Source organism: Xanthomonas hortorum pv. cynarae (assembly GCF_002939985.1).
Lineage (GTDB): Bacteria > Pseudomonadota > Gammaproteobacteria > Xanthomonadales > Xanthomonadaceae > Xanthomonas > Xanthomonas hortorum_D.
This window is the reverse complement of record NZ_MDFM01000005.1, coordinates 17,500-41,362: the sequence shown is the minus strand read 5'-3', so window position 1 is coordinate 41,362 and position 23,863 is coordinate 17,500. Positions and strand designations below refer to the sequence as shown.

The following is a 23,863-nucleotide window of genomic DNA, read 5'->3' as shown; positions in this document are numbered from 1 at the left end:
AAAGAGAAGTGATTGAACGGTGTGGATGCGTTGCGGTTGTGGAGCGGCTGATCTGCGGCTTGGCTGCAAGGCCCTTGCCCGCCCACCATCGCAGGACACGCTGCAAGTACGTCCGTGTAGGCTCTTACGCGGCATCCATGCCGCGTAAGGTCCCGCGACGGTGAGCGGGCAAGGACCAGTCGGGAGTGTCGGTGTGCAGGTTTTTAAACAAAGCTACCGATCAACTCTCTGGTGCGGTGTCTTCGCCGATGGCGGGACCGTGTGGCGGCATGGATGCCGCCACCGAGCCTCCAGGGATGGATTCACGGCGTGTCCCGCAAGCGGTGAGGGCGTCGCGCCCTCGACCCGCTAGGTTTCGGAACATCCAAGCAATGCTGAAGCTCAAGATCCCGGTCGCCTTGAGAGGTACTCGAACGGGGGTGGAGATGCCGTCGGGTGCAGAGCGGCTGATTTGCGGGTTTGCTGCAGGGCCCTTGCCCGCCCACCATCGCGGGACACGCCGCAAGTACGTCCGTGTAGGCTCTTAGGCGGCATCCATGCCGCGTAAGGTCCCGCGACGGTAGGCGGGCAAGGACCAGTGGAGATGGTCAGTGTGCGTGGTTACAAGCAGAGCATGGAGCGCGGTAGTTCGATTAGGTGCGGTCTGATCAGCTTAGTTCTATCCGATCGATGTCACCTCCATCCAACACCAACTCATTCGTCAAAACAGGGGCGTGTGGCCAACACGCTGCCGCTATCGAGACAGCGCTGAGAACTTTATCAGTCGCTCTTCGTAGTGCGTGCAGTTGGGCGATATCGCATGCAGCACCTGGAACTGCGGGATACCGCTACCGCACACACCCACCTGATACTGTCGCCTGGTTGCTGCCTTACACCACCAACGCCTGCAGCGACTCCCGCTCCAACTGTGCGTACAACGCAAATTCGTCGTGCACCTGCGCGCCCAATGCCTGCTCGAAACTGCGCTTGCTCGAATGTGCGGCGTAGGCACGTTGTTCGGCGCCGCCGAGATTCGACTGGAAGATACCCGCCGCACTCACCGGCAGAAAATCTTCATAGATGATCGGATCGGCGCTGACCAGGCCAAGCGCGATCGCAGTTTCTGCTGGCATCGCGGCCACCTGTGCGGGATCGGCGCGGCCTGCCTCGGTGAACGCATAACGGAAATAGCCCAGGCCTTCCTGACGCAACAGCGCTTCGTCATCGGGAAACGCCACAAACGCCGTCTGCAGGCGCGTGGCGTAATCGGCGCCGGTGCTGCCGGCGCCATCGCTGTCGCGTGCCTGCGCCAGCAACGCGTCGTACAGCGCGCGACCCTTGGGCGTGAGCGCAAGCCCGCGCTGCTCGATCTCGCCAAAGCGCGCGGTGTGCGTGCCATGTTCGGCCAGCCCGCTGTCGCCGACAAAGCGCACCGGCTCTTCCAGAGCCTTGAAGCTGGTCTGCCGCAGCAGGATCGGAATGCGCCGCTGCGGCGGGCCTTCGATCACCGCCTTGGCATCGATGCCGGCACGCTGCATCTGCGCCTGCGCCGCATCGATATCCAGCGTGCGCGGCGTCAGGTGATTGATGTGCGGGCCGTGGAAGCTCACCACGTCGGCAATCAACTTGTGCGCCTCGCTCAGCGCGCGGTAGGTCGGCAGCGACACGGTGGCATCGCCATGCCAGCGGAAGGTTTCCAGCGCTTGCGCCACAAATTCCTGCGCCTGCGCCGCCTCCAGCCCGCCGTGACGCTCATGCTGCTCGATCAACTCCAACACGCCGGCGGTGAAGATCTGCCGCTGCTGCAGGATCTGCTCGGCCTGCGCACGCAGCGCGACATCTTCGATCAACTCCAGCCGCAGCAAGGAGGTGAACACGCGGAACGGATTGGCCGACAGCGCCGCATCGTCGATCGGGCGGAACGCGGTGGAATGCACCGGCACCCCGGCCACCGAGAGGTCGTAATAGCCCACCGGATGCATGCCCATTACCGCAAACAGCCGGCGCAAGGTGGCCAGTTCCTGCGCGGTGCCGACCCGGATCGCGCCGTGGCGTTCCAGATCCAGCCGCGCGCGCTCGTCGTTGCGCTGCAGGCGCGCGGCCAGGGCGGGATCGGCGCTCAGGGTGTCGGCGTTGACCTGCGCCACCAGCGTCATCAAGTCGCCGTACAACGGCACTTCGGCGCGATACATGTCCGACATCGCCTGGGAGAACAGGCTGCGGATCTGATCGGGAGAGACAAACACGGTATCGCGCATGGGCTGGTCTTGGCGGAGCCGGCCAACGCCAGCGTTACCGCATTCTCGCCGACCCTGCCCTGCGGCGACCAGCTGCACGGCAGCATGCCGGCGAGCACGTTGGCGTGCAGACAGTCGCGCGGCATGGAGACTGCGTAGGCCTTTTGCCGCGCCAGAGCCGATGATGCCTTTCAGGATCAGAGGCGGTGGTCGTTAGCGATGCGGAGCCGGCGCTGCGTGGTACCGGCTCGGCTGGCCGGCCAAGGCAAGCCGCGCGACGCACGCTCCATGCCGCTAAACCCCGTGCCACTGAAGGCCACCCCACTCGGGAAGGCCGGAGGGAATCACACGCTCTAAAGCCCGGCCTGCGCCGCGGCCTCGTCCGCTTCGCTGGCCTGGCGCGCGGCCTCCAGCCGTTGCGTATGGTCGCCAAGTTGTCGACGCAGCAGCGCATCCAGCGTGATCGGCCGCTCCCAGCGGTCGTAGCTGGCGACGATGGCATGCCGCAGCGCACGCATGTGCGCGCTGTCCGGGCTGGCCGACAAACGCGTGACCACGCCTTGCCAGCCATCGTGATGGTCGCGGCTGTACGCACGCACCGCGTCGCGACAGGACAACTGCAGGGTCTGCGCCCAGAAACAGGCGAAATAGATATCGCCCGCATGCCAGCCATGCACCTGCAGCAGCGCCTGCACGTAACCGCGCGGGGTGCCGGTGTAGCGCGCCACTTCGGCGATAAAGCTGTCCGGATAGCGCTGCGCATAGCTACCCATATCGGCCAGATGCTGGTCCACCCACGCATCGCCAGTGCCGGGGATCACCGCCGGCGCCGGCTCTGCCGCAGCGCCTGCCGCTGGCGTTGCGGCAGGCGATGTCTGCGCTACCGCCAACATCGGCAACAGCAACGCCATCAGCAATGGCAGAGATCGCAACAGGGCAGTGGACAGTAAACGCATATGCCGATGATGCCGCATGCCCGCGCCGGTGTCAGGCCGATCGCAGCGCTGCCCCATGTCACACGTGGCCAACAGTCGTCAGGCAAGCAGCGTGGCGCGCCAAGACTTCAAAGTAAGCGCGTGGTGCAGATCGCACCGCGCGTCGGCAACGCAGCTGCGCCGGTTGGCGCAGCAGGAGTGATCTACGCTCAGCGCAGATCGTAAGAACCGATGTGATGCACTTCGCGGCAACCGGTCAGGTCGCAAGACCCAACATAGCCCGGACCGATGTAACGCTGCCTTGCATCGCGGTTGTGCGGGCTGCTGTAGGGGTCCGGGCCGTACAGCCCGTTGCCGTAATAAATCTGCCCGTAGGGACGGTTACGCGATGCACCCAGCCGCAGTCTGGCGCCATATCCCGGATACCCGCTGCCATCGCCGACGTATTCACCGGAGCGATCGTCCGAATACCGGTCGGCCGCGAATGCAGCATTGCCATCGCGCCCATTCGGCCGGGTCTGCAAGGTCGCGATACTCTGACCGTGGGCATCCACATAGCCTTGCTCACGGTCGAAGTGCACCGTGCGGAAATACACCAACTCCCCACCCTCCCGACGCGTACGCAGGCGGACAAAGTCGCCGCCATCGTCGTAGTACGGCTGGCCGTCGCGAAAGATCACTTCGCTGGGGTTGATGACTTCTTCTTCGAGCTCGGCAGCTGCCAGCGGCAGCGTAGCCACCAGCAGACCCAACAACACTGCCAGGCTGGTGCGATAGGTAAACGACAACATGTGCATTGGTGATCCCCAAGGTCGGCCATGCCTGCGCCCAGCCGGAAACGTCCTGTTGCTAGGGCACCTCAGCGTGCCCGCCTGTTGCATCTGCAGTGATCTTGTTCGCCGCTTTCAGCTTAGCGCGTGCTGCCGGGCCAATGCATCCAGCGCCTGCACCGCCGCAGGCCAGCCGGCCGCATCGGGCACTTCGTGCATGCGTGGCTCGTCGGCGGCCACGCCGTGCTCCTGCTCGTGCGCCCAGGTCACCGCGTAAGGGGTGTAGATACCCCAGCCACCGATGGCCAGCACCGGCTCCACATCCGAACGCAACGAATTGCCGATCATCACAAAGCGCTGCGCAGGCAGGTCGAACTCGTTCAGCACGCGCGCATAGGTCTTGGGGTCTTTTTCGGAGACCACTTCGACGCGCGGAAACAGATCGGCCAGACCGGACTGCTCGATCTTCTGCTCCTGATGGAACAGATCGCCCTTGGTGATCAGCACCACCGCATGGTCGGCCGCAATCGCACTGACCGCCTCGCGTACGCCGGCAATCACCTCCAACGGGTGCTGCAGCGTGGCGCGGCCGATCTCGACGATGCGCTGGATGTCGCGCGCAGCAATGCGTGCCTGCGTCAGCTCGATCGCGGTTTCGATCATCGACAACGTCATGCCCTTGGCGCCGTAACCGAATACCTTGAGATTGCGCCGCTCCACCGCCAGCAGATGCTGCTGCATGCGGCTGTCGCCCAGGTCCAGATAATCGGCCAGAATCGCTTCGAAATCCGCTTCGGCGCTGCGGTAATAGTCCTCGCTCTTCCAGAGGGTATCGTCGCCATCGAAGCCGACCAGTTGGATCGCCTGGCCGTCGCGCTGTGCAAAAGAGGTCATCGCACAAGTCTAGCAGCGCACTGGAGCGTTGCCATGCTCAGTCGCCTGCGGCATCGCCCGGGCCGGGCTGGTAGCTGACGAACTCGTCGCGCGACAAACGCCCATCGCCATTGCTGTCGAAGCCGGCGAAGTTCTCGCGCAGGACCGGGTCCGCACCGGCTTCGGCCATCGTCAGCGACCCATCGGCATCGCTGTCCAGGCTGCGAAAGCTGCGTGGCACCAGAGCGCCTGCTTGCGGTGCGAGCGACGCCTCTGCGCTGCCTTTGGCAGTGGATGACCCGGGCACATCGGCAGGCAGCAATGGCGTGCTGGCGGGCGTTGGTGGATCGATTGGCAAGGGCGACATCGCCGGTGCAGCGGTATTGGATGCCGTCGGCGACGGCAGTGGCGCCACGGTGGGCAGCTCCGGTGGCGCGGCGAGCGCCAGCAATGGACTCGACAAGCCGACCAACAAGACGATGCGCAACTGAAACATGATAGAAGACCGGGCAGAAGGCCACACCACCGTAGCGAGGCAGACGTAAAGAAAACGGGAGCGACCCTGGCAGATCGCTCCCGCATGCCCATCCTGTTACTTGCTCATTCCGTGCATCCAGAAGCGATACCACGGATCAAACGACAACTGCTGATCAAACACCTGCTACTGCGAAGGCTGCCTCCTGATACTTGGAAAAATGTCAGCAAACAAACCCACTTACGTTGCGACCTACTGCCTTAATTGCCTTGCGACCCACTCGCTGCGCCGCCCTGCTGCTTGACGACAAACGCCTTGTACTCGTCCGGGGTCAATTGCCCGTCCTTGTCGGAATCGGCGTCGTTGAAGATCTGCGCAAGCCCAGCGTTGACCTGAGCCTCCTGTGTACTGATGGCGCCGCTGCTATCGGTGTCGACACTCGCCCAGGTCTGGCCGCCGCCGGACTGTGCAGGCTGTGCCGCAGTGGTGGCAGAACTTCCCGACTGGGCCGATGTCGCGGCGGCATCCTGTTGCGTACTCTGCGCCATGGCCGGTAGCGCCAAGGCGGCAGCAAGGGCGGCGGTGGCAGCGAGCAGCGAGATGCGGTTGCGATTCTTCATTTGGGTGGTCTCCTTGGCTTGGGAATGCACGGTGTCACCGCGCATGGCACCAACTTACCTGAAGCAAATGAATAGAAAACCCACGCTAAAATTGCGCAAAACATCCTTTTAACCACAGCGCGGATATTTGCGGTTAGCCGTCTGTTAGGTCTCGATGAGCCAAATAGAAGTGGCTCATTCAATGCATGAAAATATGCGAACTCCCGCACATTTTTTCGGGCGATGTCAGGCGTTCGGTGGCGCGTCGTCCCAGCTTCCGGAACTGAACAGTTTCCAACCCAGTACCACGCCGGCAATCGCGCCGAACACTTCCAGCACTACACGCGATCCCAGCTCGTTGGGATCGTGGATCCTGGCCAACGCGATGCGCGCATACAACGGCGACTCCAGCCGCACAATGCTGGTGTAGACGAGTTTCCAGATGTCGTAACCGGCGCCGATCGCAATCGCGAGCAGGCAGGCGATCCCCAGCGTGTGCCCATGGGTGAACTGCAGGCGCCGCCCGCTGTGCTCCACTGCCGCAAACACCAGCACTCCCAGCACCAACGCGATCAAACCAGCCTCCAGCGAACCGAGCAGGCCGAAGTGCAGAGACAAATTCATCGTGACGATCCGGGCAGCAGGTGCACCAGTCTAGCGGCTGCGGGCGACCGATCCCTGCCAGACCCGCAGGAACGATCGGTCACGCGAATGGGGATTGGCTGGCAAACCGATTGCTCGATCCTTCGACAAGCCACGCTCATGCATCGTCCTGCCCGCGCGCGCTCACCTGCGCCTCGCCCTCTTCGTCCCACTGCACGCTCACCGAGATCGGCTTGCAGCAGACCTGGCAATCTTCGATGTAGTGCTGATCGCCGCCGGTCAGGTCCAGCGTCAGCGTGATCCACTCCCCGCAATACGGGCAGGCGATATCGACAAAACGTTCCGGGTCGGACATGACAGTTCCTTGAAGTGGCAATACACGCTACGCGGCAATCAGGCCATGCGCAGCGCGCGGATGGCCGGTAGCACGCGCAGTGTACGAGCGGCATTGACCGCTGCCGAGCGCCCACGACCACCGGCGACAGCGCAGCGGCTTCGTGCCCGATCAGTTGACCGGAACGTCGTACGCAGTATCGGGCGTCGGCTCGGGACGCAGAGTGAAGTGCCACCACTCCATCGGATAGTTGGCAAAGCCCTGCGCCGCCATCGCACGCAGCAAGCGCTGACGGTTCGCCCGCTGCGCGGCGCCGATATCGGGTGCATCGGTATGCGCACGCGCATCGAAGAAATCGAAATCGGTGCCCATATCGACCGTAAGACACTGGCCCGATCGGCAATCCAGCAAGCCTAGATCCAGCGTCGCACCGCGGCTATGGCCGGAGGTCTCGGCGATGTAATCGCCCAGCAGCGCGCGCTTGTCAACGCGCGGGTAGTACTGCGCCTTGCTCGACTGCTCCTGCAGATCCGCGGCCCAGGCCACGAACGCCTGCACCGCCCGCACCGGTCGATAGCAATCGAACACCTGCAGCCGATATCCCTGCGCCTTGAGCGTACGCGCCACCCGCGCCAACGCCTCCGCCGCCGGACGCAGCAGATAGCAGGTCGCCGCCGCATACCCCGGCACCACACGCCCGGTGAAGTTGTTGCTGCCCGCATAGCGCATGTCCACCGCGATCTCCGGCGCAAGGCTGCGCACATCGACCAGGCCGGCTTGTGCGGGTGTCTGCGCTGGCGAAACGCGCACCTCGGCTGCGTTTACGGCAAACGGTAGCGCGACCATCATCAGCAACGTGCTCCAGATCGCCTGCGGCCAGTCACGGCGCTGAATTTGTAACAGTTTGGTTTTCTGCATGGTCTTACTCCTGTCCAAGCCGCAAATGACGCGCGCCATTCGCCGATCTTTACCCAATTGCCGAAGAGGTGGCTTGGCCACTTCGACCAGGATCCGCTTACGGCCCATCGCCCTCAAGCGGCTCGGCAGCGCCAGGCAGGCTTGGTGGCCGCAGTGGTCCGGTCAACGCATACAGAATCCGCAGATCCTCAGCATCCAATGTGCGTGCATCGTTGCCGCGATAGTGGTGGTGAAAGGCGCGCAGCGTCGCGGCGGGATCCTCGACGCTGTAGCCGAGCAGGGCGAGCGCCTGCCACGGGTCGAAACCGGCCGGCGCAGCCGGGGCATCGGCCGCTGGCCAGCGGCCGAATCCGGCGTCGGCCAGGCGTTTCCAGGGAAACAGGGGGCCGGGGTCGTTCTTGCGCGTCGGCGCGACGTCTTCATGGCCGACGATCTGCGTGCGCGGGATGCGCAAGCGCGTGCACAGGTCGTCCAGCAAGACCAGCAGGCTGTCGATCTGCGCGGACGCGAACGGCTCACTGCCGTCGTTGTCCAGCTCGATGCCGATCGAAGCGGAATTGATGTCGGTAATGGTGCCCCAGCGCCCGGCACCGCCGTGCCAGGCGCGCTGGTCGTCGCTGACCAACTGATAGCGCTGCCCATCGTCGCCGATCAGATAATGCGCACTGACCCGGCCACCGCTGTTACGCCCGCGCAGCGTACTCAGACTTTGCTGCACCGAGTGCTGGTCGGTGAAGTGCAGCACGATCAGGATCGGCCGGCGCGTGTCGTAATTGGGCGACGGCACCCACTGGGCCAGCGGATTGCGCTGCGGCGCATGCGCGCAAGCACCCAACGACAGCACGACCAGGCAACACGCGGCGCGTAGCCAGAGCGATGGCAACAGGGCGGTAGTGGGCGACATCGGACTCTCCGGGTGACTGGCGAAACGACAAGGGCATGCGCCGCGCCTGCGCCTGGATGGACACCGCACGCGGTGCACCCATTATCTGCCGAGCGTCATGAAGTTGCAGCGGCCGCGAGCAGCCCTGCAAGTGCGCGGCCACTTCCAGCACGCGCCCACCATCTTTGGCGATGACTGTGCAGTTGACGCTCAGCATCGGGAGCACTCCGGATGCCACCCATGTGATGGCGATGCCCGCGTTCCGGGCGCTGCATCCGGTCTGGTCGTGGCGAGGTCGCCAACCGTGCGCTCCGCAGCCGGTCATCGGCATTGGCAGGCTTGGCGACACGAGTACAGCCAGTAACAGCACGCCACCAAGTCGGCGCCCCTGCACCATGCGACAAGCGCGGTAGGCACCGCGGCATGCGCCACGCGTACACTGCAATCCATTGCGCTCGTTGCAGGTGCAGAATGCGCTTGCAGCATTGGTCTCTCGCACAGCACCTTGTCAGTCGCTACATCCATCAAGAGCCTTCTTCATGCCATTGTCGCGCCGCCTGCTGACGTTGTTGCTGCTGGTCACCGGCCTGCCCTGCAGTGCGGCTCCGGCAACACATGCCGTTCATGTGCAGCAGACGGCCCCATTTGCGATCAGCGATGCGCAGCTGACAGCCGATTACTGGATCCAACGCAGTCGCACCGCACAAGCGCTGCGCCTGACTTCCGCACAGATCGCCAGCTTCAATGCGCGCTTGCTGCATGACGATGTCTCCATGCACGATCTGTCACAGCTGCCCGAAGCTCTCCCTGCTGCCGATGTACGCGCACGCATCGAGAAACTGTCGGCCACGCCAACGCGTGCGTTGTACGGTGCGGACGGAATGCCCATTGATGCGACACGCTTGGCCGCGTTGCGCCGCGCACTGGCATTGGATGCACTCCCCGCCCAGGTAACGCCACGCTTCGCGCTGGTGGTACAACGCGCGGCACTACGCACATTTCCCACTACGCAGCGTGCGTTCACCACCACCGACGACCGCGACATCGACCGCTTTCAGGAATCGGCGCTCTACCCCGGCACGCCGGTGGCGGTGTTGCACACCAGTGCCGATGGCGCATGGCAATTCGTGCTGGCCGCCAACTACGCCGCATGGATCGCCAGTGATCGTCTCGCAATCGGTACACGCGCCGAGGTGCTGGACTACGCACAACGCAGCCCACGCGTGATGGTCACCGGCGCACGCGTGCAAAGCGCTTACACACCCGAATTACCTGCGATCTCAGCGCTGACGCTGGACATGGGCACCAGCGTGCCGCTGCTCAAGGACTGGCCACCGCAACAGCCGGTCAACGGGCAGTTGCCGCTCGCTGCCTATGTCGTGCAACTGCCACTGCGCAAAGAAGAAGGCCGCTTGCAGCTGGTGCCGGCACTGATCCCGCGCGGTGCCGACATGCGCATTGGTCCGTTGCCGGCCACCCATACAGCGTTACTGCGTCAGGCATTCAAATTCCTTGGCGAACGCTATGGCTGGGGCAACGATTACGACGCCCGCGACTGCAGCGGCTTCGTGCTGGATGTGTATCGCAGCCTCGGCATCGCATTGCCGCGCAATACCGGCGATCAGGCGCGGAGTCCGGCGTTACGTAACGTGCCGTTCGATGTGCGCGCGCCATTGCCGCAACGCCTGCAACAACTCGCACAACTGCAGGTCGGCGACCTGATCTATATCCCCGGCCATGTGATGCTGGTGATCGGGCATGAACAAGGCGCACCGTGGGTCATCCACGATGTGGCCGGCGCCAACTATCGCGCGGCCGATGGCAGCGTGCAGCGCGCGCGCTTGAACGGCGTATCGGTCACCCCGCTGCTGGCACTGCTCGCCAGCGACGGCACGCCGTTTGTCGATCACATCACCCGCATCCAACGCATCGCACCGATTGGCTCCCCATGAAGATCACCGGCTTCCGCCTCGGCATGCTGCGCGTGCCGTTGAAAACTCCGTTCAAGACCGCGGTCCGCACCGTGCAGGCGATCGAGGATGTGGTGGTGCTGTTGCAGACCGACAGCGGCCATATCGGCTATGGCGCAGCGCCGGCCACCGCACCGATCACCGGCGATACGCATGGCTCCATCATCGCCGCGATCCAACAATGCATCGCCCCGAAGCTGATCGGCCAGGACGTGGCCGATCTCAACCGGCTATGCACGCTGGTGCAACACGCGCTGGAGCGCAATACCAACGCCAAGGCGGCAGTGGAAATCGCGCTCTACGATCTGTGGGCGCAGGCATTGAGCACGCCGCTATACCAGGCGCTCGGTGGCGGCACGCCGCACATCACCACCGATATCACCATCAGCGTCGATGCCATCGACACAATGGTGGCCGATGCGCTATCCGCGCTCGCACGCGGGTATGGGTCGCTGAAGATCAAGGTCGGCAAAGACAGCGATTCGGATGTCGAACGTGTCAAGGCGATTCATGCGGCGGTTGCTGGCCGCGCATCGCTGCGCCTGGATGCCAACCAGGGTTGGACGCCCAAACAGGCGGTGCGCACGATGCGCACGCTGGAAGACGCCGACATCGTGATGGAATTGGTGGAGCAGCCGGTCAAGGCGGCCGACATCGACGGCCTGGCCTTCGTCACCGCGCGCATCGACACGCCGGTGATGGCCGACGAAAGCGTGTTCTCGCCGATCCAGGCGATCGAGCTCATCCAGCGTCGCGCCGCCGACATCGTCAACATCAAACTGATGAAGACCGGCGGGCTCTCCAACGCAATCCGCATCGCCGATATCGCGGCGTTATATGGGGTGCCGTGCATGATCGGTTGCATGATCGAATCCAGCATCAGCGTGGCGGCGGCGGTACATCTGGCCGTGACCAAGGCCGACAGCATCACCCTGGCGGATCTGGATGCGCCCGCACTCGGGCAGTTCGATCCCACCGAGGGCGGAGTGCACTTCGACGAAGCGCAACTCCATATCGACGACTCGCCGGGTCTGGGCATCCGACGCATTCGCGGACTGGAGCTGTTGTCGGATTAAAGCGCCGTTGGATATTTCTGGTCGAGGGCGCGGTGCCCTCACCGCTCGCGGGACACGCCGTGAATCCATCCATGGAGGCTCGGTGGCGGCATCCATGCCGCCACACGGTCCCGCAAGCGGTGAGGACACCGCACCAGAGAGTTAGTCGGTTGCTTGAAAACATGCACACCGACCATCTCCACTGGTCCTTGCCCGCCCACCGTCGCGGGACCTTACGCGGCATGGATGCCGCGTAAGAGCCTACACGGACGTACTTGCGGCGTGTCCCGCGAGGGTGGGCGGGCAAGGACCCTGCAGCCAAGCCACAGATCAGCCGCTCTGCAGCCGATTCCTTCATAGAACCCAAGGCTCCCATAACAACCGAGAGGCTGACAAAACGTCGCAAGCCATGGGCTACCGGGTAGCGACGGCCCACCTAGAACCAGCATGTACGAGTGGCAGATGCCCACCGAGCGACGGCAGAGCCTCTTGAGAGTGGCGAAGTAATCTTGTCAGCCGCTCCAAGCCCCGCCAAGCGCGCATGCGCCACACAGCGGCATTGCTAGGTACAGTAGCGATAAGGTGTTGGTCCGTGATGCAGTGCCGAGGCACCGCACTGTCGCCGCCAACGACCGATCAACTCAACGCACCTCACCCCTGCCAGACCCATCCCCCGGAGCCTGCATGCGCCTTGCCACCGTGTTTCGATCCGTCGTGCTGCTGGCACTGGCAAGTAGCAGCAGCCTTGCCGGCGCTGCCGGTCCAATCGATGCGCTGAATCGAGCGCAGGCATTGATCGTGGTGACCACACCGGATTGGAACAGCACGCAGGCGCGCCTGCAGACATTTACCCGTGTGGATGGCCACTGGCAACCGGCCGCACCAGGGTTTGCGGTGGCGCTGGGCCGCCATGGCAGCGCCTGGGGCGATGGCCTGCATCCTGCACAGACGCAAGGCCTGCAGAAGCGCGAAGGCGACGGCCGCAGCCCGGCCGGTGTCTTCGCCATCGGCCCTGCCTTCGGTTATGCCCCGAGTATCGACAGCACGATGCCGTACCGGGCGATGACCGCCACCAACTACTGCATGGATGTACCGAGCTCGCCGCTGTACAACCGCATCGTCGATGCCGCCCAGGTCGGTGAAGCCGCAGTGGCCGGCTCGACCGAACCGATGCGCCTAGACCTGCAACATCCCGGCGATGCACGTTACAGCGAGGGCTTTGTGATCGCGCACAACCCCAACGCGATCCCCGGTCATGGCAGCTGCATCTTCGCCCACCTGTGGCGCACGCCAGGCCAGTTCACCGCCGGCTGCACTGCAATGGCGCCGGCCGATATGCAACGCCTGCTGGCCTGGTTGAAGCCCGACGACAAACCGCTGTTCGTGCTGTTGCCGCGTGCCGAATACGCACGCCTGCAAGCACAGTGGCAGCTGCCCAAGTTGAAGGACGCCGCACGATGAACACACCGGTTCCTGCTCCCGATTCCACTGGGCTGGTGCGCGTCGTCAGCCGTTGGCAGATCGTCGGATTGTCGATCAACGATGTGATCGGCAGCGGCATCTATCTGCTGCCGGCAGCCACCGCCGCACTGCTGGGGCCAATGAGCCTGTGGGCGGTGATGCTGGCCGGCCTGGCGGTGGCCTTGCTGGTGTTGTGCTATGCGCAGGCGGCGAGTTATTTCGATACGCCAGGCGGTAGTTATCTGTACACGCGCGAGGCGTTCGGCCCCTTCGTCGGTTTTCAGATCGGCTGGATGATCTGGCTCACCCGCATCAGTTCGGCAGCCGCATTGAGCAACGGCCTGGCCGACGCGGTCGCGCGGTTCTGGCCGACCGTCGCCACCGAGCAGTGGGCACGTCTGCTGGTGGTGGTCGGCTCATTGGGATTGCTCACCGCCATCAATGTGATCGGAGTGAAATCGGCCGCGCGCACCGGCATCGCCCTGGTGATCGGCAAGCTGGTGCCGCTGCTGTTGTTCGTGGCAATCGGCCTGTTTTATGTAGATTGGTCGTGGGCCTTCGCCGGCACCACGCCGGACTTGCGCGACCTGGGCAATCTAGGCGAAGCCGCCTTGTTGTTGCTGTTCGCCTATGCAGGGTTCGAAAATATTCCTGCGGCCGCCGGCGAATACCGCAATCCACGCCGCGATGTCCCGTTCGCACTGATCACCATGATCGTCACCGTGACCTTGATCTACGCAGCGGTACAAGTCGTCGCACAAGGCACGCTGCCCAATCTTGCCGCCTCGCCTACACCGTTGGCCGATGCCGCAAGCCGCTTCGGTGGCGAAGCGCTGGCGCTGATCCTCACCGTGGGTGCCACCATCTCCATCCTCGGCACCACCAGCAACACGGTGATGCTCGGGCCACGCTTTTTGTTCGCGCTCGCACAAGATGGCTATGGCCCGGCATTTCTGGCGCGCGTGCATCCGCGCTTCCACACCCCCGCAGCGGCGGTGATCACCCAAGGCGTGTTGTCGCTTGGATTGGCGTTGTCGGGGTCGTTCACCCAGCTGGCGCTGTTGTCGATGGTCACGCGGCTGTTTGCGTATATCGGCACGGCTGCAGCGGTCATCGTGCTGGCGCGTCGTTACCGGCAACGTACCGACACCTTGCGTCTACCGGGTGGGCCAGCCATTCCCATCGCCGCACTGCTGTTGTCGCTTGGCCTGCTGGCCAGTGCCAGCTGGCAGAATCTGGCCGCCGCCGGCATCGCCTTGCTGGTGGGCTGGGCGTTTTATCTGTTCCCACGCAAGCAGGTCTAAGGGTTTCGCAACACACTCGCGCAGGGCTCACGCACACCTAACCCCATGCGCCCAACGCTGCAGCTCTCACCTGCATGGGAGTTTGCGATGAAACTGCGCCGTGTCTACAGCACACCCGATATCGCTAGTGCGCAACGCGTCATGCAGGCCGCACGCAGCGCAGGCATCGACAACGATGCACTGTCGTTGATTGCCCGTTCGGATATCGAGCTGGAAGACGTGCCCGACGAGCGCAAGAATGCCAAGACCGACTTTCTTCCCGCTGCCGCGCGTGGCGCCGCAACGGGCGGTGCCGCAGGCCTGGTCGCCGGTCTGGTTGCCATCGCAGTGCCTCCCATCGGCCTCACCATTGCCGGGGCCGGCGTCATGGCGCTGGCAGGCGCGCTGGTCGGCACCTGGTCGTCTGCACTGATCGGGGCCACCGTACCCGATCCGATCCGTCGCCAGTTCGAAGAGGAAATTCAGGCCGGGCGCGTATTGGTGATCATCGATGCAGACGAGCCATCGCTGCAGCATGCCGAAGCCAGCCTGATCGCTGCAGGCGCAACGCCGTTGCCTTACGAAGCTGCGTCAGCCTCGACTTGAATGCGAGCAGACGTAGATCCACAGCTCGCTCATTGCACAAAGCGTGGTTCAACAGTGCAGACTGTGAAACAGCGCGAATGCTTCATCGCAGCACGATTTTTTGATGCCCTCCTCACCTGCCCTGGCAACGGATTTAACACCCGCCAACCTACGGTAGTTGGCACATTCACCGTGGAGACGAGCATGAACGTGCCGTATCAGATTCCAGGCCGTGCGCCGGACGAAGACCGCAGCCAGAAAGTATCCAACTATTGGCGCGAGCGCTTCACCGAAGAGCCGTATTACACCGAAGGTGACCGCTACGAAGATTACGAAGGCGCCTACCTGGCAGGACATGAGGCACGTATCCGCGAAAACGCGCGTGCCTATGATCAGGTGGAAGCCGAATTGCACCGCGAATGGGAAGCCAATCGCGGCACCGAAGGTTTGAGCTGGAGCAAGGCCCGTCACGCAGTCAAGCGTGCCTGGGAAAATGCGACGGACTTTATCGCCGGCGATAGCAAGTCAAAGCCCTGAAAACAACAACGCCACCGTCGAGGTGGCGTTGTTGTTTCAGCGTGGTCGAGGCATCAGTCCAGTGGCGGCGGTGCCGCGCGCGAAATAGGCAACCGGTTGTCGACATCCATCGCATCGCGCGTGTTCTTCTGCACCGCAACCGCACCGAACAGACTCAATGCATACGCCATCGCATAAAAGCCTTTCTCGCTGAGCAACAAGGTCGCGTTGATCAAGCCAATCGCCAATAGCAGCAGTGCGATGATCAGAGAGAACCAGCAGATCGCGTAATACAGTCCCGTCACCGGAATACCGTCCGCGCGGTCACGCACACTCTTCTGCAACGACACCGATGCGAACAAGCCAAACAGCAGCAACGTAAAGTAGTAGCCTTTTTCGTTGAGCATCATCTGCGCATTCCACAACCCGATCAGGTAGGCAGTGCTGCCCAGCAGCAATGCGGCCCAGGATGCGGCGATAAAAGCAGGCGAGGTTTTTTGCGTGGCAACCATGGAAACTCCTTTTCATGGTGGAGCAGGAAGGTGGGACGCACACGTCTCACAGAGAAAGTGATCTACGAAAAGGCGGCCTCGAAGGCGTCGTGTGAGGTACTTGAAAACCCGACGCGGGACACGTTGCGGGAGGGCTGCAGCGTCACCGCGCCTTATCCCCTGGAGGACCACATGTCTGTCCGACGTCTGCTTGCACTGGCCTGCTCGGCCACGCTGTTCACCACCGGCGCCGCATTTGCCGCGCCCGCCGCCGCACCTGCGGCGGCCATTCCCAAGGCGCAGTGGCCATTCCAGGCCACCACCGTTGCCGATTTCGACGAGCCCTGGGCGATGACCTTCCTGCCTGACGGCAGTTTGCTGGTCAGCGAAAAACGCGGCTCGCTGATGCGGCTTGATCCCAAGACCAAGCGCAAAAGCGCCATCACCGGCATCCCGACCGTGGCCTACGGCGGCCAGGGCGGTTTTGGCGATGTGCTCGCGCACCCGCGCTTTGCCCGCAATGGCCTGGTCTATGTGAGTTACGCCGAACCTGGCGAAGGCGATACACGCGGCGGCGCCGTGGCGCGAGCCAAATTGACCCTGGATGCCACCGGCGGCGGCACGCTGTCGGACTTCAAGGTGATCTGGCGTCAGGACCCCAAGGTCACCGGCAATGGGCACTTCGGGCATCGGCTGGCATTCGATCAGGCCGGCAAACTGTGGATCAGCTCCAGCGAACGGCAGAAATTCACCCCCGCGCAGGACATGAAAGCCAATCTCGGCAAGCTGATCCGGCTCAATGACGATGGCAGCGTGCCGGCCGATAATCCCTTCGTTGCGCAAGGCGGTGTCGCCGCGCAAGTGTGGTCGCTGGGCCATCGCAACATCCTGGGCATCGCGTTCGACAGCAAGGGCCGCTTGTGGGAACACGAGATGGGCCCGATGGGCGGCGATGAGCTGAATCTGATCCAGCGCGGCGCCAACTATGGTTATCCGATCGTCTCCAATGGCGACAACTACGACGGCACCCCGATTCCCGATCACGACACCCGCCCGGAATTCGCCGCGCCCAAGATCAGCTGGACACCGGTGATCTCGCCGGCCGGCTTTGTGATCTATAGCGGCAAGCAGTTCCCGACATGGCGCGGCAACGGCTTCATCGGCGGGTTGTCGTCGATGGCATTGGTGCAGGTCTCGCTCGGCGATCAGCCGCGCGAAGTGGCCCGCTACGACATGGGCGCACGCATCCGCGAAGTTGAACAAGGGCCGGATGGCGCGCTGTGGCTATTGGAAGGCGAAGCCAGTGGCAGCACCGGGCGTCTGCTCAAGCTGACACCCAAGAGCAAGTCGGCAGTCGAGAACGATGCGTAAGTCGGTGCATCGCCTGGATCGCTGCACCAATGCGTGCTGCGTCAAGTAGCAGCACTGAGTGATGACTCGCACCATCGCCATGCACTCGTTGAGCGCTGACGATGGTGACGATCAAGCGGGCTGCTTGCGTAGCGATTTATGTCTTGTGGCGTCAGCCATCGGCCGCTGCAGCGCCCTCACTGAAGAGCGCCCTCACTGAAGGCTGCAGCGCTGCAGATCAGCCGCTTGCATTACGTTCAACCGAAAGCGATGACTCCAACGTACCGGCTTCCTCGGAGGACACGCTTTCAGCCTTCCAACAACTCGAAGGACACTGCCTCGCCGCTCTTGGCGGATGCGCAGACCCACACATCGAACAATCCCGGCTCTGCGCCGAATACGCCCTTGGGGTCGGTGAAGGCCAGCGCATCGCGCGCGAGGGTGAACACCACGTCCGTGCTTTCGCCAGGCTGCAACAACACCTTGCGAAAGCCCTTGAGTTCGCGCACCGGGCGCACCCGGCTGGCCACGCGATCGTGCACATACAGCTGCACCACTTCTTCGCCTGCAACGCTGCCGGTATTGGTCACGCGCGTGGTGATGGTCAGCGCCTGATCCCAACCAACCTGCGCGCTGCTCAGCTGCGGCGGCGCATACGCAAACGTGGTGTAGCTCAAGCCGTGGCCGAACGGATACAACGGCTCGTTGGGCATTTCGCGCCAGCGCGCCTTGTATTCGGACAAGGTCGGCAACTCCGGGCGGCCGGTACGCAGATGGTTGTAGAAATACGGCTGCTGCCCGGTCACCTGCGGGAAGCTGATCGGCAGCCGCGCAGACGGGTTGTAGTCGCCGAACAACACATCGGCCACGCCGGTGCCGGTCTGCGTGCCCAGATACCAGGTCACTGCAATCGCATCGGCATCGCGCACCGCACCGCTCAATGCCAGCGCACGCCCGTTGCGCAGCAACACCACCATCGGTGTGCCGGTGGCGGCGATGGCTTCGGCCAGCGCCTGCTGCGCCGGCGGCAATACGATCTCGGTACGCGACTGCGCCTCGCCACTGAACCGCTGCGGCTCGCCCAGCGCCAGCACCACCACATCGGCGGCCTGCGCCGCATCGATGGCGGCGGAAATCCCGCCTGGCAGCGCCTCTTCCAGGCCGCAGCCCGGCACCACGCTCAGATGCTCGTTCCCGACCACCGCACGCACGCCCTGCTCCAGGGTCACGTAGCGTTCCTTGTCGCCGAACAAGGTCCAGCAGCCCTCGATGTTCTCGCGGTCCTGCACGAACGGCCCGATCAGCGCGATGTGCTGTCCGCTTTTCTTCAGCGGCAACACTGCGCCTTCGTTCTTCAGCAACACGATCGAACGCCGCGCCGCATCGCGTGACAACGCATCGTGCGCCGGCAGATGCGCGGTGTCGGCTTCGCGTGCCGGATCCAGCGAGCGATACGGATTGTCGAACAAGCCGATTGCTTCTTTCAGCTGCAGCATGCGGCGCACACTCGCATCCAGCGTGGACATCGGCACCTCGCCGCTTTCCACCAGCGACGGCAGATGCGCGGCATAGAAACCGCTCTGCATGCTCAGATCCAGACCGGCCAGGAACGCTTTTTTGGTCGCATCGCGCTCATCGGTGGCGTAACCGTGCGCGATCAATTCCATGTCGGCGGTGTAGTCGGAAATCACCACGCCGGGGAACTGCCATTCGCCACGCAGGATCTCGGTCAGCAACTCGTGGTTGGCGCTGGCCGGCACGCCGTTGATGTCGTTGAACGAGGACATCACGGTCAATGCGCCGGCATCGAAGGCGGCCTTGAACGGCGGCAGATGCACATCGCGCAAGGTTTGCGGCGCGATGTCCACGGTGTTGTATTCCATGCCCGCCGCCACCGCGCCATAGGCGGCAAAGTGCTTGGGCGTGGCCAACAGCGAATCGGCGGCTTTGAGATCGCTACCCTGGAAACCGCGCACGCGGGCGGCAGCAAACACAGCGCCCAGCAGCACGTCTTCGCCGGCGCCTTCTGCCCCACGGCCCCAGCGCTGATCGCGCGCAATGTCCACCGCCGGAGCATAGGTCCAGTGCAGGCCAGCGGCGGTCGCTTCGATCGCGGTGGCGCGCGCGGTGCGCTCGGCCAGTTCCGGCTCGAAGCTGGCCGCTTCGCCCAGCGGAATCGGGAACACCGTGCGCATGCCGTGGATCACGTCGGCGGCCAGGATCACCGGGATGCCCAGACGGCTTTCTTCCACCGCCACTTTCTGGATCTGTACGCCCAGCGCGGCGCCAACGCCATTGAACAGCGAGCCGACCCGGCCCTGCCGGACCTGCTGCAGCACCTCGTCGGCGTTGAGCACATTGGCTTCGGGATTCACGTCCGGCGCGAACGGCCGCACCATGTCGGCGAACACACCCAACTGTCCGACCTTCTCTTCGACGGTCATCTGGGCAATCAGGGTTTCGATGCGATCAGCAGCCATGAGATCCTTGAGAAAACGTTTACATGGCCGTCAATTCTAGCCTGACGCGACCGCGAGGATGCAACTCTTCTGCCTGTTCAGGCTGATGTTCAGCCCCGTTGGCAGACGTTGGACGGCAAAATGACGACCTGCCTTGCATTCGCTCACGCGCCGCCGCAACCGCTCAATACCTGCCATCGGTGGGCGCCCGGAACCTCCAGACGGCCCAGCCGCCGACAACACCGAGCGCTACTGTAAGGCCAGGGAGCGGATACACCCTATAGAGAAGGTGGCACGTCAGCAGAAACGCGCGTGCGCTCGATGATCACACCCACCGCCTGCGCCCCGCGCACCGCGCCGGGCTTGCTCAGCTTCAGCCGCAGCCAGTGCACCCCAAACTCGTCCAGCACGATCGCCGCGCAGCGCTCGGCCAGCGTTTCCACCAGCCCGAAGTCGGAGGCCTGCGCGAACTCGATCAGCCGCTTGCTCACCGCCTTGTAGTTCAGCGTGTCGGCAATGTCGTCGCTGGCCGCCGGAATGCGGTTGTCGAACCCCATCTCCAGATCGAACCGCAGCGTCTGGCGGATGCGCCGCTCCCAGTCGTAGATGCCGATCAGCGCATCGATTTCCAGGCCTTCGATAAAAACTTTGTCCATGGGTGGGGAATCGGGAATGGGGATTAGGGAATGGTGAGAAGCACGAGCAACAGCAGAGCAGCACGGAACGAATCGGAATAGCGCTCTTACGATTCCCTATTCCCGATTCCCGAATCCCGCGCCGCCGCCAACGGCGGCAAGCCCGCCATATCCCAGCGCGGCGTCACATGCACCGCCGCATCGGCGCGCTCGCCGGCCTCCAGCCGCAGCGCGCCGGCGAAGGCGATCATCGCGCCGTTGTCGGTGCACAAGGCCGGGCGTGGGAAGCACACGCGGCCGCCGCGCCGCTGCGCCGCCTCCTGCAGCCGCGCGCGCAGGCGCTTGTTGGCACCCACGCCACCGGCCACCACCAGCGTGTTGCAGTCGGCCGCATCCAGCGCGCGCAGGCATTTGATCGCCAGCGTCTCCACCACCGCATCCTCGAACCCGCGCGCGATGTCCGCCCGCGTGGTGTCGGACTGGTCGCTGCCGCGCCAGGCCAGCAGCACCTGGGTCTTGAGCCCGCTGAAACTGAAATCCAGCCCGGGCCGGTCGGTCATCGGCCGCGCGAACTTGTAACGTCCCGGGGTGCCGGTTTCGGCCAGCGCCGCCAGTTGCGGCCCGCCCGGATACGGCAGGCCCATCATCTTGGCGGTCTTGTCGAAGGCCTCGCCGGCTGCATCGTCCAGCGTCTCGCCAAGCACCTCGTACTCGCCCAGCGCCTTCACCGACACCAGCTGGGTGTGGCCGCCGGAGACCAGCAGCGCCACGAACGGCGGCTTAGGCGGGTCGTCTTCCATCAGCGGCGCCAGCAGATGGCCTTCCATGTGATGCACGCCGATCGCCGGCACGTCCAGCGCCCAGGCCAGCGAGCGCGCCACACCGGCACCTACAAGGAGTGCGCCCACCAGGCCCGGGCCGGCGGTATAGGCCACGCCATCGAGTTCATCGATGCGCAACCCGGCCTCGCCCAGGGTCTGGCGGATCAGCGGCAGCAGCTTGCGCACGTGGTCGCGGCTGGCCAGCTCCGGTACCACACCACCATATTCGGCATGCAGCGCAATCTGGCTGTAGACCGCATGCGCGCGTAGCGCCGGCACGCCGGACAGCGCGGTGTCGTAAACCGCCACACCGGTCTCATCACACGATGATTCGATCCCAAGAACTTTCACGGCAACTCGGCAGACAGGCACATGCGGCCTATTTTCGCAGCTTTTGCGCTGCGCAGATCGGCCAGGGGCGATATGCTGCGCCGCCGTGCGATCGCTGCCGGATCAGGCCAAAACGCACGCTCTCATAGGCATGCAGAAGCAAATCTTGCAGGGGGCTTGCAGGTCGTTGGCAAGTCGTTATAATGCGCGGCTCGCCGGGGCAACCCGGAAATTCCGTCACGCGAGTCCGCTCGCACCCGCCCGGGGCTCCCGGACGGAAATCCCATTATCTGGAGAACCCATGCCCAGCGTTAAAGTCCGCGAGAACGAGCCCTTCGAATTTGCGCTCCGCCGTTTCAAGCGCACCTGCGAAAAGGCCGGCGTGCTGGCCGAAACCCGCAAGCGCGAGTTCTATGAAAAGCCGACCCAGGAGCGCAAGCGCAAGGCTGCCGCTGCTGTGAAGCGTCAGTTGCGTCGTTCCTCGCGCGACGTCACCAAGCGCCAGCGCTTGTACTGATCGAACGCGGTTCCTTGCCGACGGGCATGCGCTGAAGGCGCGGCCCATCGGGATCGAACCCAAGAGCCGGCACGCGCAAGCGTCGCCGGCTTTTTGTATTGGTCTTTTTCAACACGCAACCTCAGGAGTCACCGCATGCCCCTCAAGCAGCAGCTCACCGATGACATGAAAGCCGCCATGAAATCCGGCGACAAGCACAGCCTGGGCGTGATCCGGCTGATCAATGCCGCGATCAAGCAGAAGGAAGTGGACGAGCGCATCGAGATGGACGATGCGGCCGTGATCGCCGTGCTCGACAAGATGGTCAAGCAGCGCAAGGACTCGGTCACCCAGTTCGAAGCCGCCGCGCGCGAAGACCTGGCGCAGATCGAGCGCGAGGAGATCGTGGTGATCGAGCGCTATTTGCCGGCCAAGATGGGCGAAGCCGAGATCGTCGCCGCCATCCAGGCCGCGATTGCAGAAACCGGTGCCAGCAGCCCCGCCGACATCGGCAAGCTGATGGGCGCGCTCAAGCCCAAGCTGGCCGGTCAGGCCGACATGGGCCTGGTCTCGGCCCTGGTCAAGAAGAGTCTGGCAGGCTGAAGTCTGCCTCCGCATTGCCCTGTGCTGGATTGCCAGGGCAATACAGATCGCCGCGCAAGCCAAGGCTATCTCGGTGCCGCATCGTGCGCACCACATCGCGCGACATCCAGCGCCCGCTTTCACCAGACCTTCGATTCGGCCCTGTTAGAACGGGTCCGCCAATGCAGGCGCGGGCGAAGCATTCCGCATACCGGTTTCGTCCTCTAACCCCTGCACGCATCACGGTATGCCCAAGGATTTCCCCCGCCGGTGACGAAGCTCTCAACCGAACACCTGCAGAAGCATCTGGGCCGCCTGCAACGCAGCCTGCCGATGGCACTGCTCAATCGCTTTCTCGAGATCGACGTGATGACGCAGGCCGCGTCGCTGTCGTTCTATGCCTTGCTATCGCTGGCACCGCTGCTGGTCTTGCTGCTGTGGCTGACTGCATCGCTGTATCCGCCTGCGCAGGAAGCCTTGGTGCAGCAGATTGCGCAACTGGCCGGCGGTAGTGCAGCGGAAGTCGCCGACACGGTGATCCGCAATGCCACCGATCAACCCGGCGTAGGCTCGCTGGCCGGGCTGTGGAGCACGCTGTTGCTGTTCATCGGTGCCACCGCAGTGTTTGCGCAGTTGCAGAATGCATTGAACCTGATCTTCCGCACTGACAAGGAGCGCCTGGAAGGCGTCGTGGCATGGCTGAAGAAGCGCGTGTTCTCGTTCGGTGTGATCCTGGCGCTGGGCTTCTTGTTGATCGTGTCGATGATCGCCACCACCGCGCTGCAAGTGGTGTTCGCACGCCTGCCCTCGGTGCTGCCGGCGATCGGGTATGTCACCACCCTGGCGCTGTATTCACTCGCCTTCGCCTTTCTGTATCGCTATCTGCCCGACCGCACGGTCAACTGGCGGCAGGCCTTTGTCGGCGGCGTCATCACCGCGTTGTTGTTTGCACTGGGGCGCTACGGCATCGGCCTGTACATCGCCAAGGCGGCACCCGGCAGCGCGTATGGCTCGATGGGCACCTTGGTGATCCTGCTGGTGTGGATGTACTACGCCTCAGTGGTGTTCTTCGTCGGCGCCTTGCTGACCGCCGTGATCGACGAGCGCGTGCGCTCGCACCGCAAGCTGCGCGAGGCCGGGGTGGATACGGACAACCTGCCGCCGTCGGTCGACGAACCGAGCGTCACGCCGCAGCCTGAAACGCCAGCACGCAGTTGATTGCG

At 63.8% G+C, this 23,863-nt stretch carries 24 protein-coding genes; 10 read left to right on the top strand and 14 right to left on the bottom strand.

The annotated features are described in order from the left end of the window. Positions 1–869: 869 nt before the first annotated feature. From hglS to XcyCFBP4188_RS04810, 10 genes are all read right to left on the bottom strand, one after another. Positions 870–2,237: a 2-oxoadipate dioxygenase/decarboxylase HglS gene (gene hglS / locus XcyCFBP4188_RS04855; RefSeq protein ID WP_104591723.1), complete on the bottom strand. Its 1,368-nt coding sequence runs from the start codon at positions 2,235–2,237 to the stop codon at positions 870–872. 332 nt (positions 2,238–2,569) lie between these two features. Continuing rightward, positions 2,570–3,190 (bottom strand): hypothetical protein, encoded by a 621-nt coding sequence (locus XcyCFBP4188_RS04850; RefSeq protein ID WP_167393504.1) that lies wholly within the window; start codon positions 3,188–3,190, stop codon positions 2,570–2,572. 170 nt (positions 3,191–3,360) lie between these two features. Next, entirely contained in the window at positions 3,361–3,948 is a 588-nt protein-coding gene (locus XcyCFBP4188_RS04845) for a hypothetical protein (protein ID WP_104591721.1), read from the bottom strand. A gap of 108 nt (positions 3,949–4,056) precedes the next feature. Beyond that, positions 4,057–4,815, bottom strand: coding sequence for an HAD family hydrolase (locus XcyCFBP4188_RS04840; protein WP_104591720.1), 759 nt, complete (start codon positions 4,813–4,815; stop codon positions 4,057–4,059). 37 nt (positions 4,816–4,852) lie between these two features. After that, positions 4,853–5,257: an EF-hand domain-containing protein gene (locus XcyCFBP4188_RS04835; protein ID WP_174556012.1), complete on the bottom strand. Its 405-nt coding sequence runs from the start codon at positions 5,255–5,257 to the stop codon at positions 4,853–4,855. A gap of 272 nt (positions 5,258–5,529) precedes the next feature. Beyond that, positions 5,530–5,889, bottom strand: coding sequence for an EF-hand domain-containing protein (locus XcyCFBP4188_RS04830; protein ID WP_043907690.1), 360 nt, complete (start codon positions 5,887–5,889; stop codon positions 5,530–5,532). Between the two features lie 225 nt (positions 5,890–6,114). Beyond that, positions 6,115–6,492, bottom strand: a complete 378-nt coding sequence (locus tag XcyCFBP4188_RS04825) for a hypothetical protein (protein WP_006449378.1) — start codon at positions 6,490–6,492, stop codon at positions 6,115–6,117. A 136-nt stretch (positions 6,493–6,628) separates the two neighbouring features. After that, positions 6,629–6,826, bottom strand: coding sequence for a CPXCG motif-containing cysteine-rich protein (locus XcyCFBP4188_RS04820; protein WP_006449379.1), 198 nt, complete (start codon positions 6,824–6,826; stop codon positions 6,629–6,631). A gap of 150 nt (positions 6,827–6,976) precedes the next feature. Beyond that, the gene (locus tag XcyCFBP4188_RS04815; protein ID WP_162096828.1) at positions 6,977–7,723 is read right to left on the bottom strand and encodes a M15 family metallopeptidase; all 747 of its coding nucleotides are present in this window, start codon (positions 7,721–7,723) and stop codon (positions 6,977–6,979) included. Positions 7,724–7,820: 97 nt separating this feature from the next. Next, positions 7,821–8,627 (bottom strand): N-acetylmuramoyl-L-alanine amidase, encoded by an 807-nt coding sequence (locus XcyCFBP4188_RS04810; RefSeq protein ID WP_006449381.1) that lies wholly within the window; start codon positions 8,625–8,627, stop codon positions 7,821–7,823. A 518-nt stretch (positions 8,628–9,145) separates the two neighbouring features. Between XcyCFBP4188_RS04810 and XcyCFBP4188_RS04805 the strand changes: the two genes are divergently transcribed. From XcyCFBP4188_RS04805 to XcyCFBP4188_RS04775, 6 genes are all read left to right on the top strand, one after another. After that, positions 9,146–10,558 (top strand): C40 family peptidase, encoded by a 1,413-nt coding sequence (locus tag XcyCFBP4188_RS04805; protein WP_006449382.1) that lies wholly within the window; start codon positions 9,146–9,148, stop codon positions 10,556–10,558. Further along, a complete protein-coding gene (locus XcyCFBP4188_RS04800; protein WP_006449383.1) occupies positions 10,555–11,652 on the top strand; it encodes a dipeptide epimerase in 1,098 nt (365 codons plus the stop codon). The genes XcyCFBP4188_RS04805 and XcyCFBP4188_RS04800 overlap by 4 nt, the downstream gene beginning before the upstream one ends. A gap of 663 nt (positions 11,653–12,315) precedes the next feature. After that, on the top strand, positions 12,316–13,092 hold the full coding sequence (locus XcyCFBP4188_RS04790) for a L,D-transpeptidase family protein (protein ID WP_104591719.1): 777 nt from the start codon (positions 12,316–12,318) through the stop codon (positions 13,090–13,092). Then, the gene (locus XcyCFBP4188_RS04785; protein WP_104591718.1) at positions 13,089–14,396 is read left to right on the top strand and encodes an APC family permease; all 1,308 of its coding nucleotides are present in this window, start codon (positions 13,089–13,091) and stop codon (positions 14,394–14,396) included. The genes XcyCFBP4188_RS04790 and XcyCFBP4188_RS04785 overlap by 4 nt, the downstream gene beginning before the upstream one ends. Before the next feature lie 87 nt (positions 14,397–14,483). Beyond that, a complete protein-coding gene (locus tag XcyCFBP4188_RS04780) occupies positions 14,484–14,981 on the top strand; it encodes a hypothetical protein (RefSeq protein WP_043907146.1) in 498 nt (165 codons plus the stop codon). A 183-nt stretch (positions 14,982–15,164) separates the two neighbouring features. Continuing rightward, the gene (locus tag XcyCFBP4188_RS04775) at positions 15,165–15,497 is read left to right on the top strand and encodes a hypothetical protein (RefSeq protein WP_104591717.1); all 333 of its coding nucleotides are present in this window, start codon (positions 15,165–15,167) and stop codon (positions 15,495–15,497) included. Positions 15,498–15,550: 53 nt separating this feature from the next. On the opposite strand, the gene yiaA is transcribed toward XcyCFBP4188_RS04775, so the two are convergent. Then, positions 15,551–15,988, bottom strand: a complete 438-nt coding sequence (gene yiaA / locus XcyCFBP4188_RS04770; protein ID WP_006452390.1) for an inner membrane protein YiaA — start codon at positions 15,986–15,988, stop codon at positions 15,551–15,553. A 171-nt stretch (positions 15,989–16,159) separates the two neighbouring features. Here yiaA and XcyCFBP4188_RS04765 point away from each other — a divergent pair, with 171 nt between their 5' ends. Beyond that, on the top strand, positions 16,160–17,338 hold the full coding sequence (locus XcyCFBP4188_RS04765) for a PQQ-dependent sugar dehydrogenase (RefSeq protein WP_043910495.1): 1,179 nt from the start codon (positions 16,160–16,162) through the stop codon (positions 17,336–17,338). 287 nt (positions 17,339–17,625) lie between these two features. Here the strand turns inward: XcyCFBP4188_RS04765 and XcyCFBP4188_RS04760 are convergent, their stop codons facing one another. The 3 genes from XcyCFBP4188_RS04760 to tsaD all read right to left on the bottom strand — a co-directional run bounded on the left by XcyCFBP4188_RS04760 (position 17,626) and on the right by tsaD (position 21,583). After that, positions 17,626–19,797: a glycoside hydrolase family 3 N-terminal domain-containing protein gene (locus tag XcyCFBP4188_RS04760; RefSeq protein WP_074056525.1), complete on the bottom strand. Its 2,172-nt coding sequence runs from the start codon at positions 19,795–19,797 to the stop codon at positions 17,626–17,628. 257 nt (positions 19,798–20,054) lie between these two features. After that, complete coding sequence (gene folB, locus XcyCFBP4188_RS04755; RefSeq protein WP_104591716.1) at positions 20,055–20,432, bottom strand: dihydroneopterin aldolase; 378 nt, start codon at positions 20,430–20,432, stop codon at positions 20,055–20,057. Positions 20,433–20,518: 86 nt separating this feature from the next. After that, the gene (tsaD, locus tag XcyCFBP4188_RS04750) at positions 20,519–21,583 is read right to left on the bottom strand and encodes a tRNA (adenosine(37)-N6)-threonylcarbamoyltransferase complex transferase subunit TsaD (protein WP_074056524.1); all 1,065 of its coding nucleotides are present in this window, start codon (positions 21,581–21,583) and stop codon (positions 20,519–20,521) included. 280 nt (positions 21,584–21,863) lie between these two features. Between tsaD and rpsU the strand changes: the two genes are divergently transcribed. The 3 genes from rpsU (at position 21,864) to XcyCFBP4188_RS04735 (ending at position 23,858) form a co-directional block, all read left to right on the top strand. Then, entirely contained in the window at positions 21,864–22,079 is a 216-nt protein-coding gene (gene rpsU / locus XcyCFBP4188_RS04745; protein WP_002808376.1) for a 30S ribosomal protein S21, read from the top strand. A 135-nt stretch (positions 22,080–22,214) separates the two neighbouring features. Continuing rightward, complete coding sequence (locus tag XcyCFBP4188_RS04740) at positions 22,215–22,661, top strand: GatB/YqeY domain-containing protein (RefSeq protein WP_046932417.1); 447 nt, start codon at positions 22,215–22,217, stop codon at positions 22,659–22,661. Between the two features lie 249 nt (positions 22,662–22,910). After that, positions 22,911–23,858, top strand: coding sequence for a YihY/virulence factor BrkB family protein (locus XcyCFBP4188_RS04735; protein WP_006449727.1), 948 nt, complete (start codon positions 22,911–22,913; stop codon positions 23,856–23,858). Positions 23,859–23,863 lie beyond the last annotated feature (5 nt).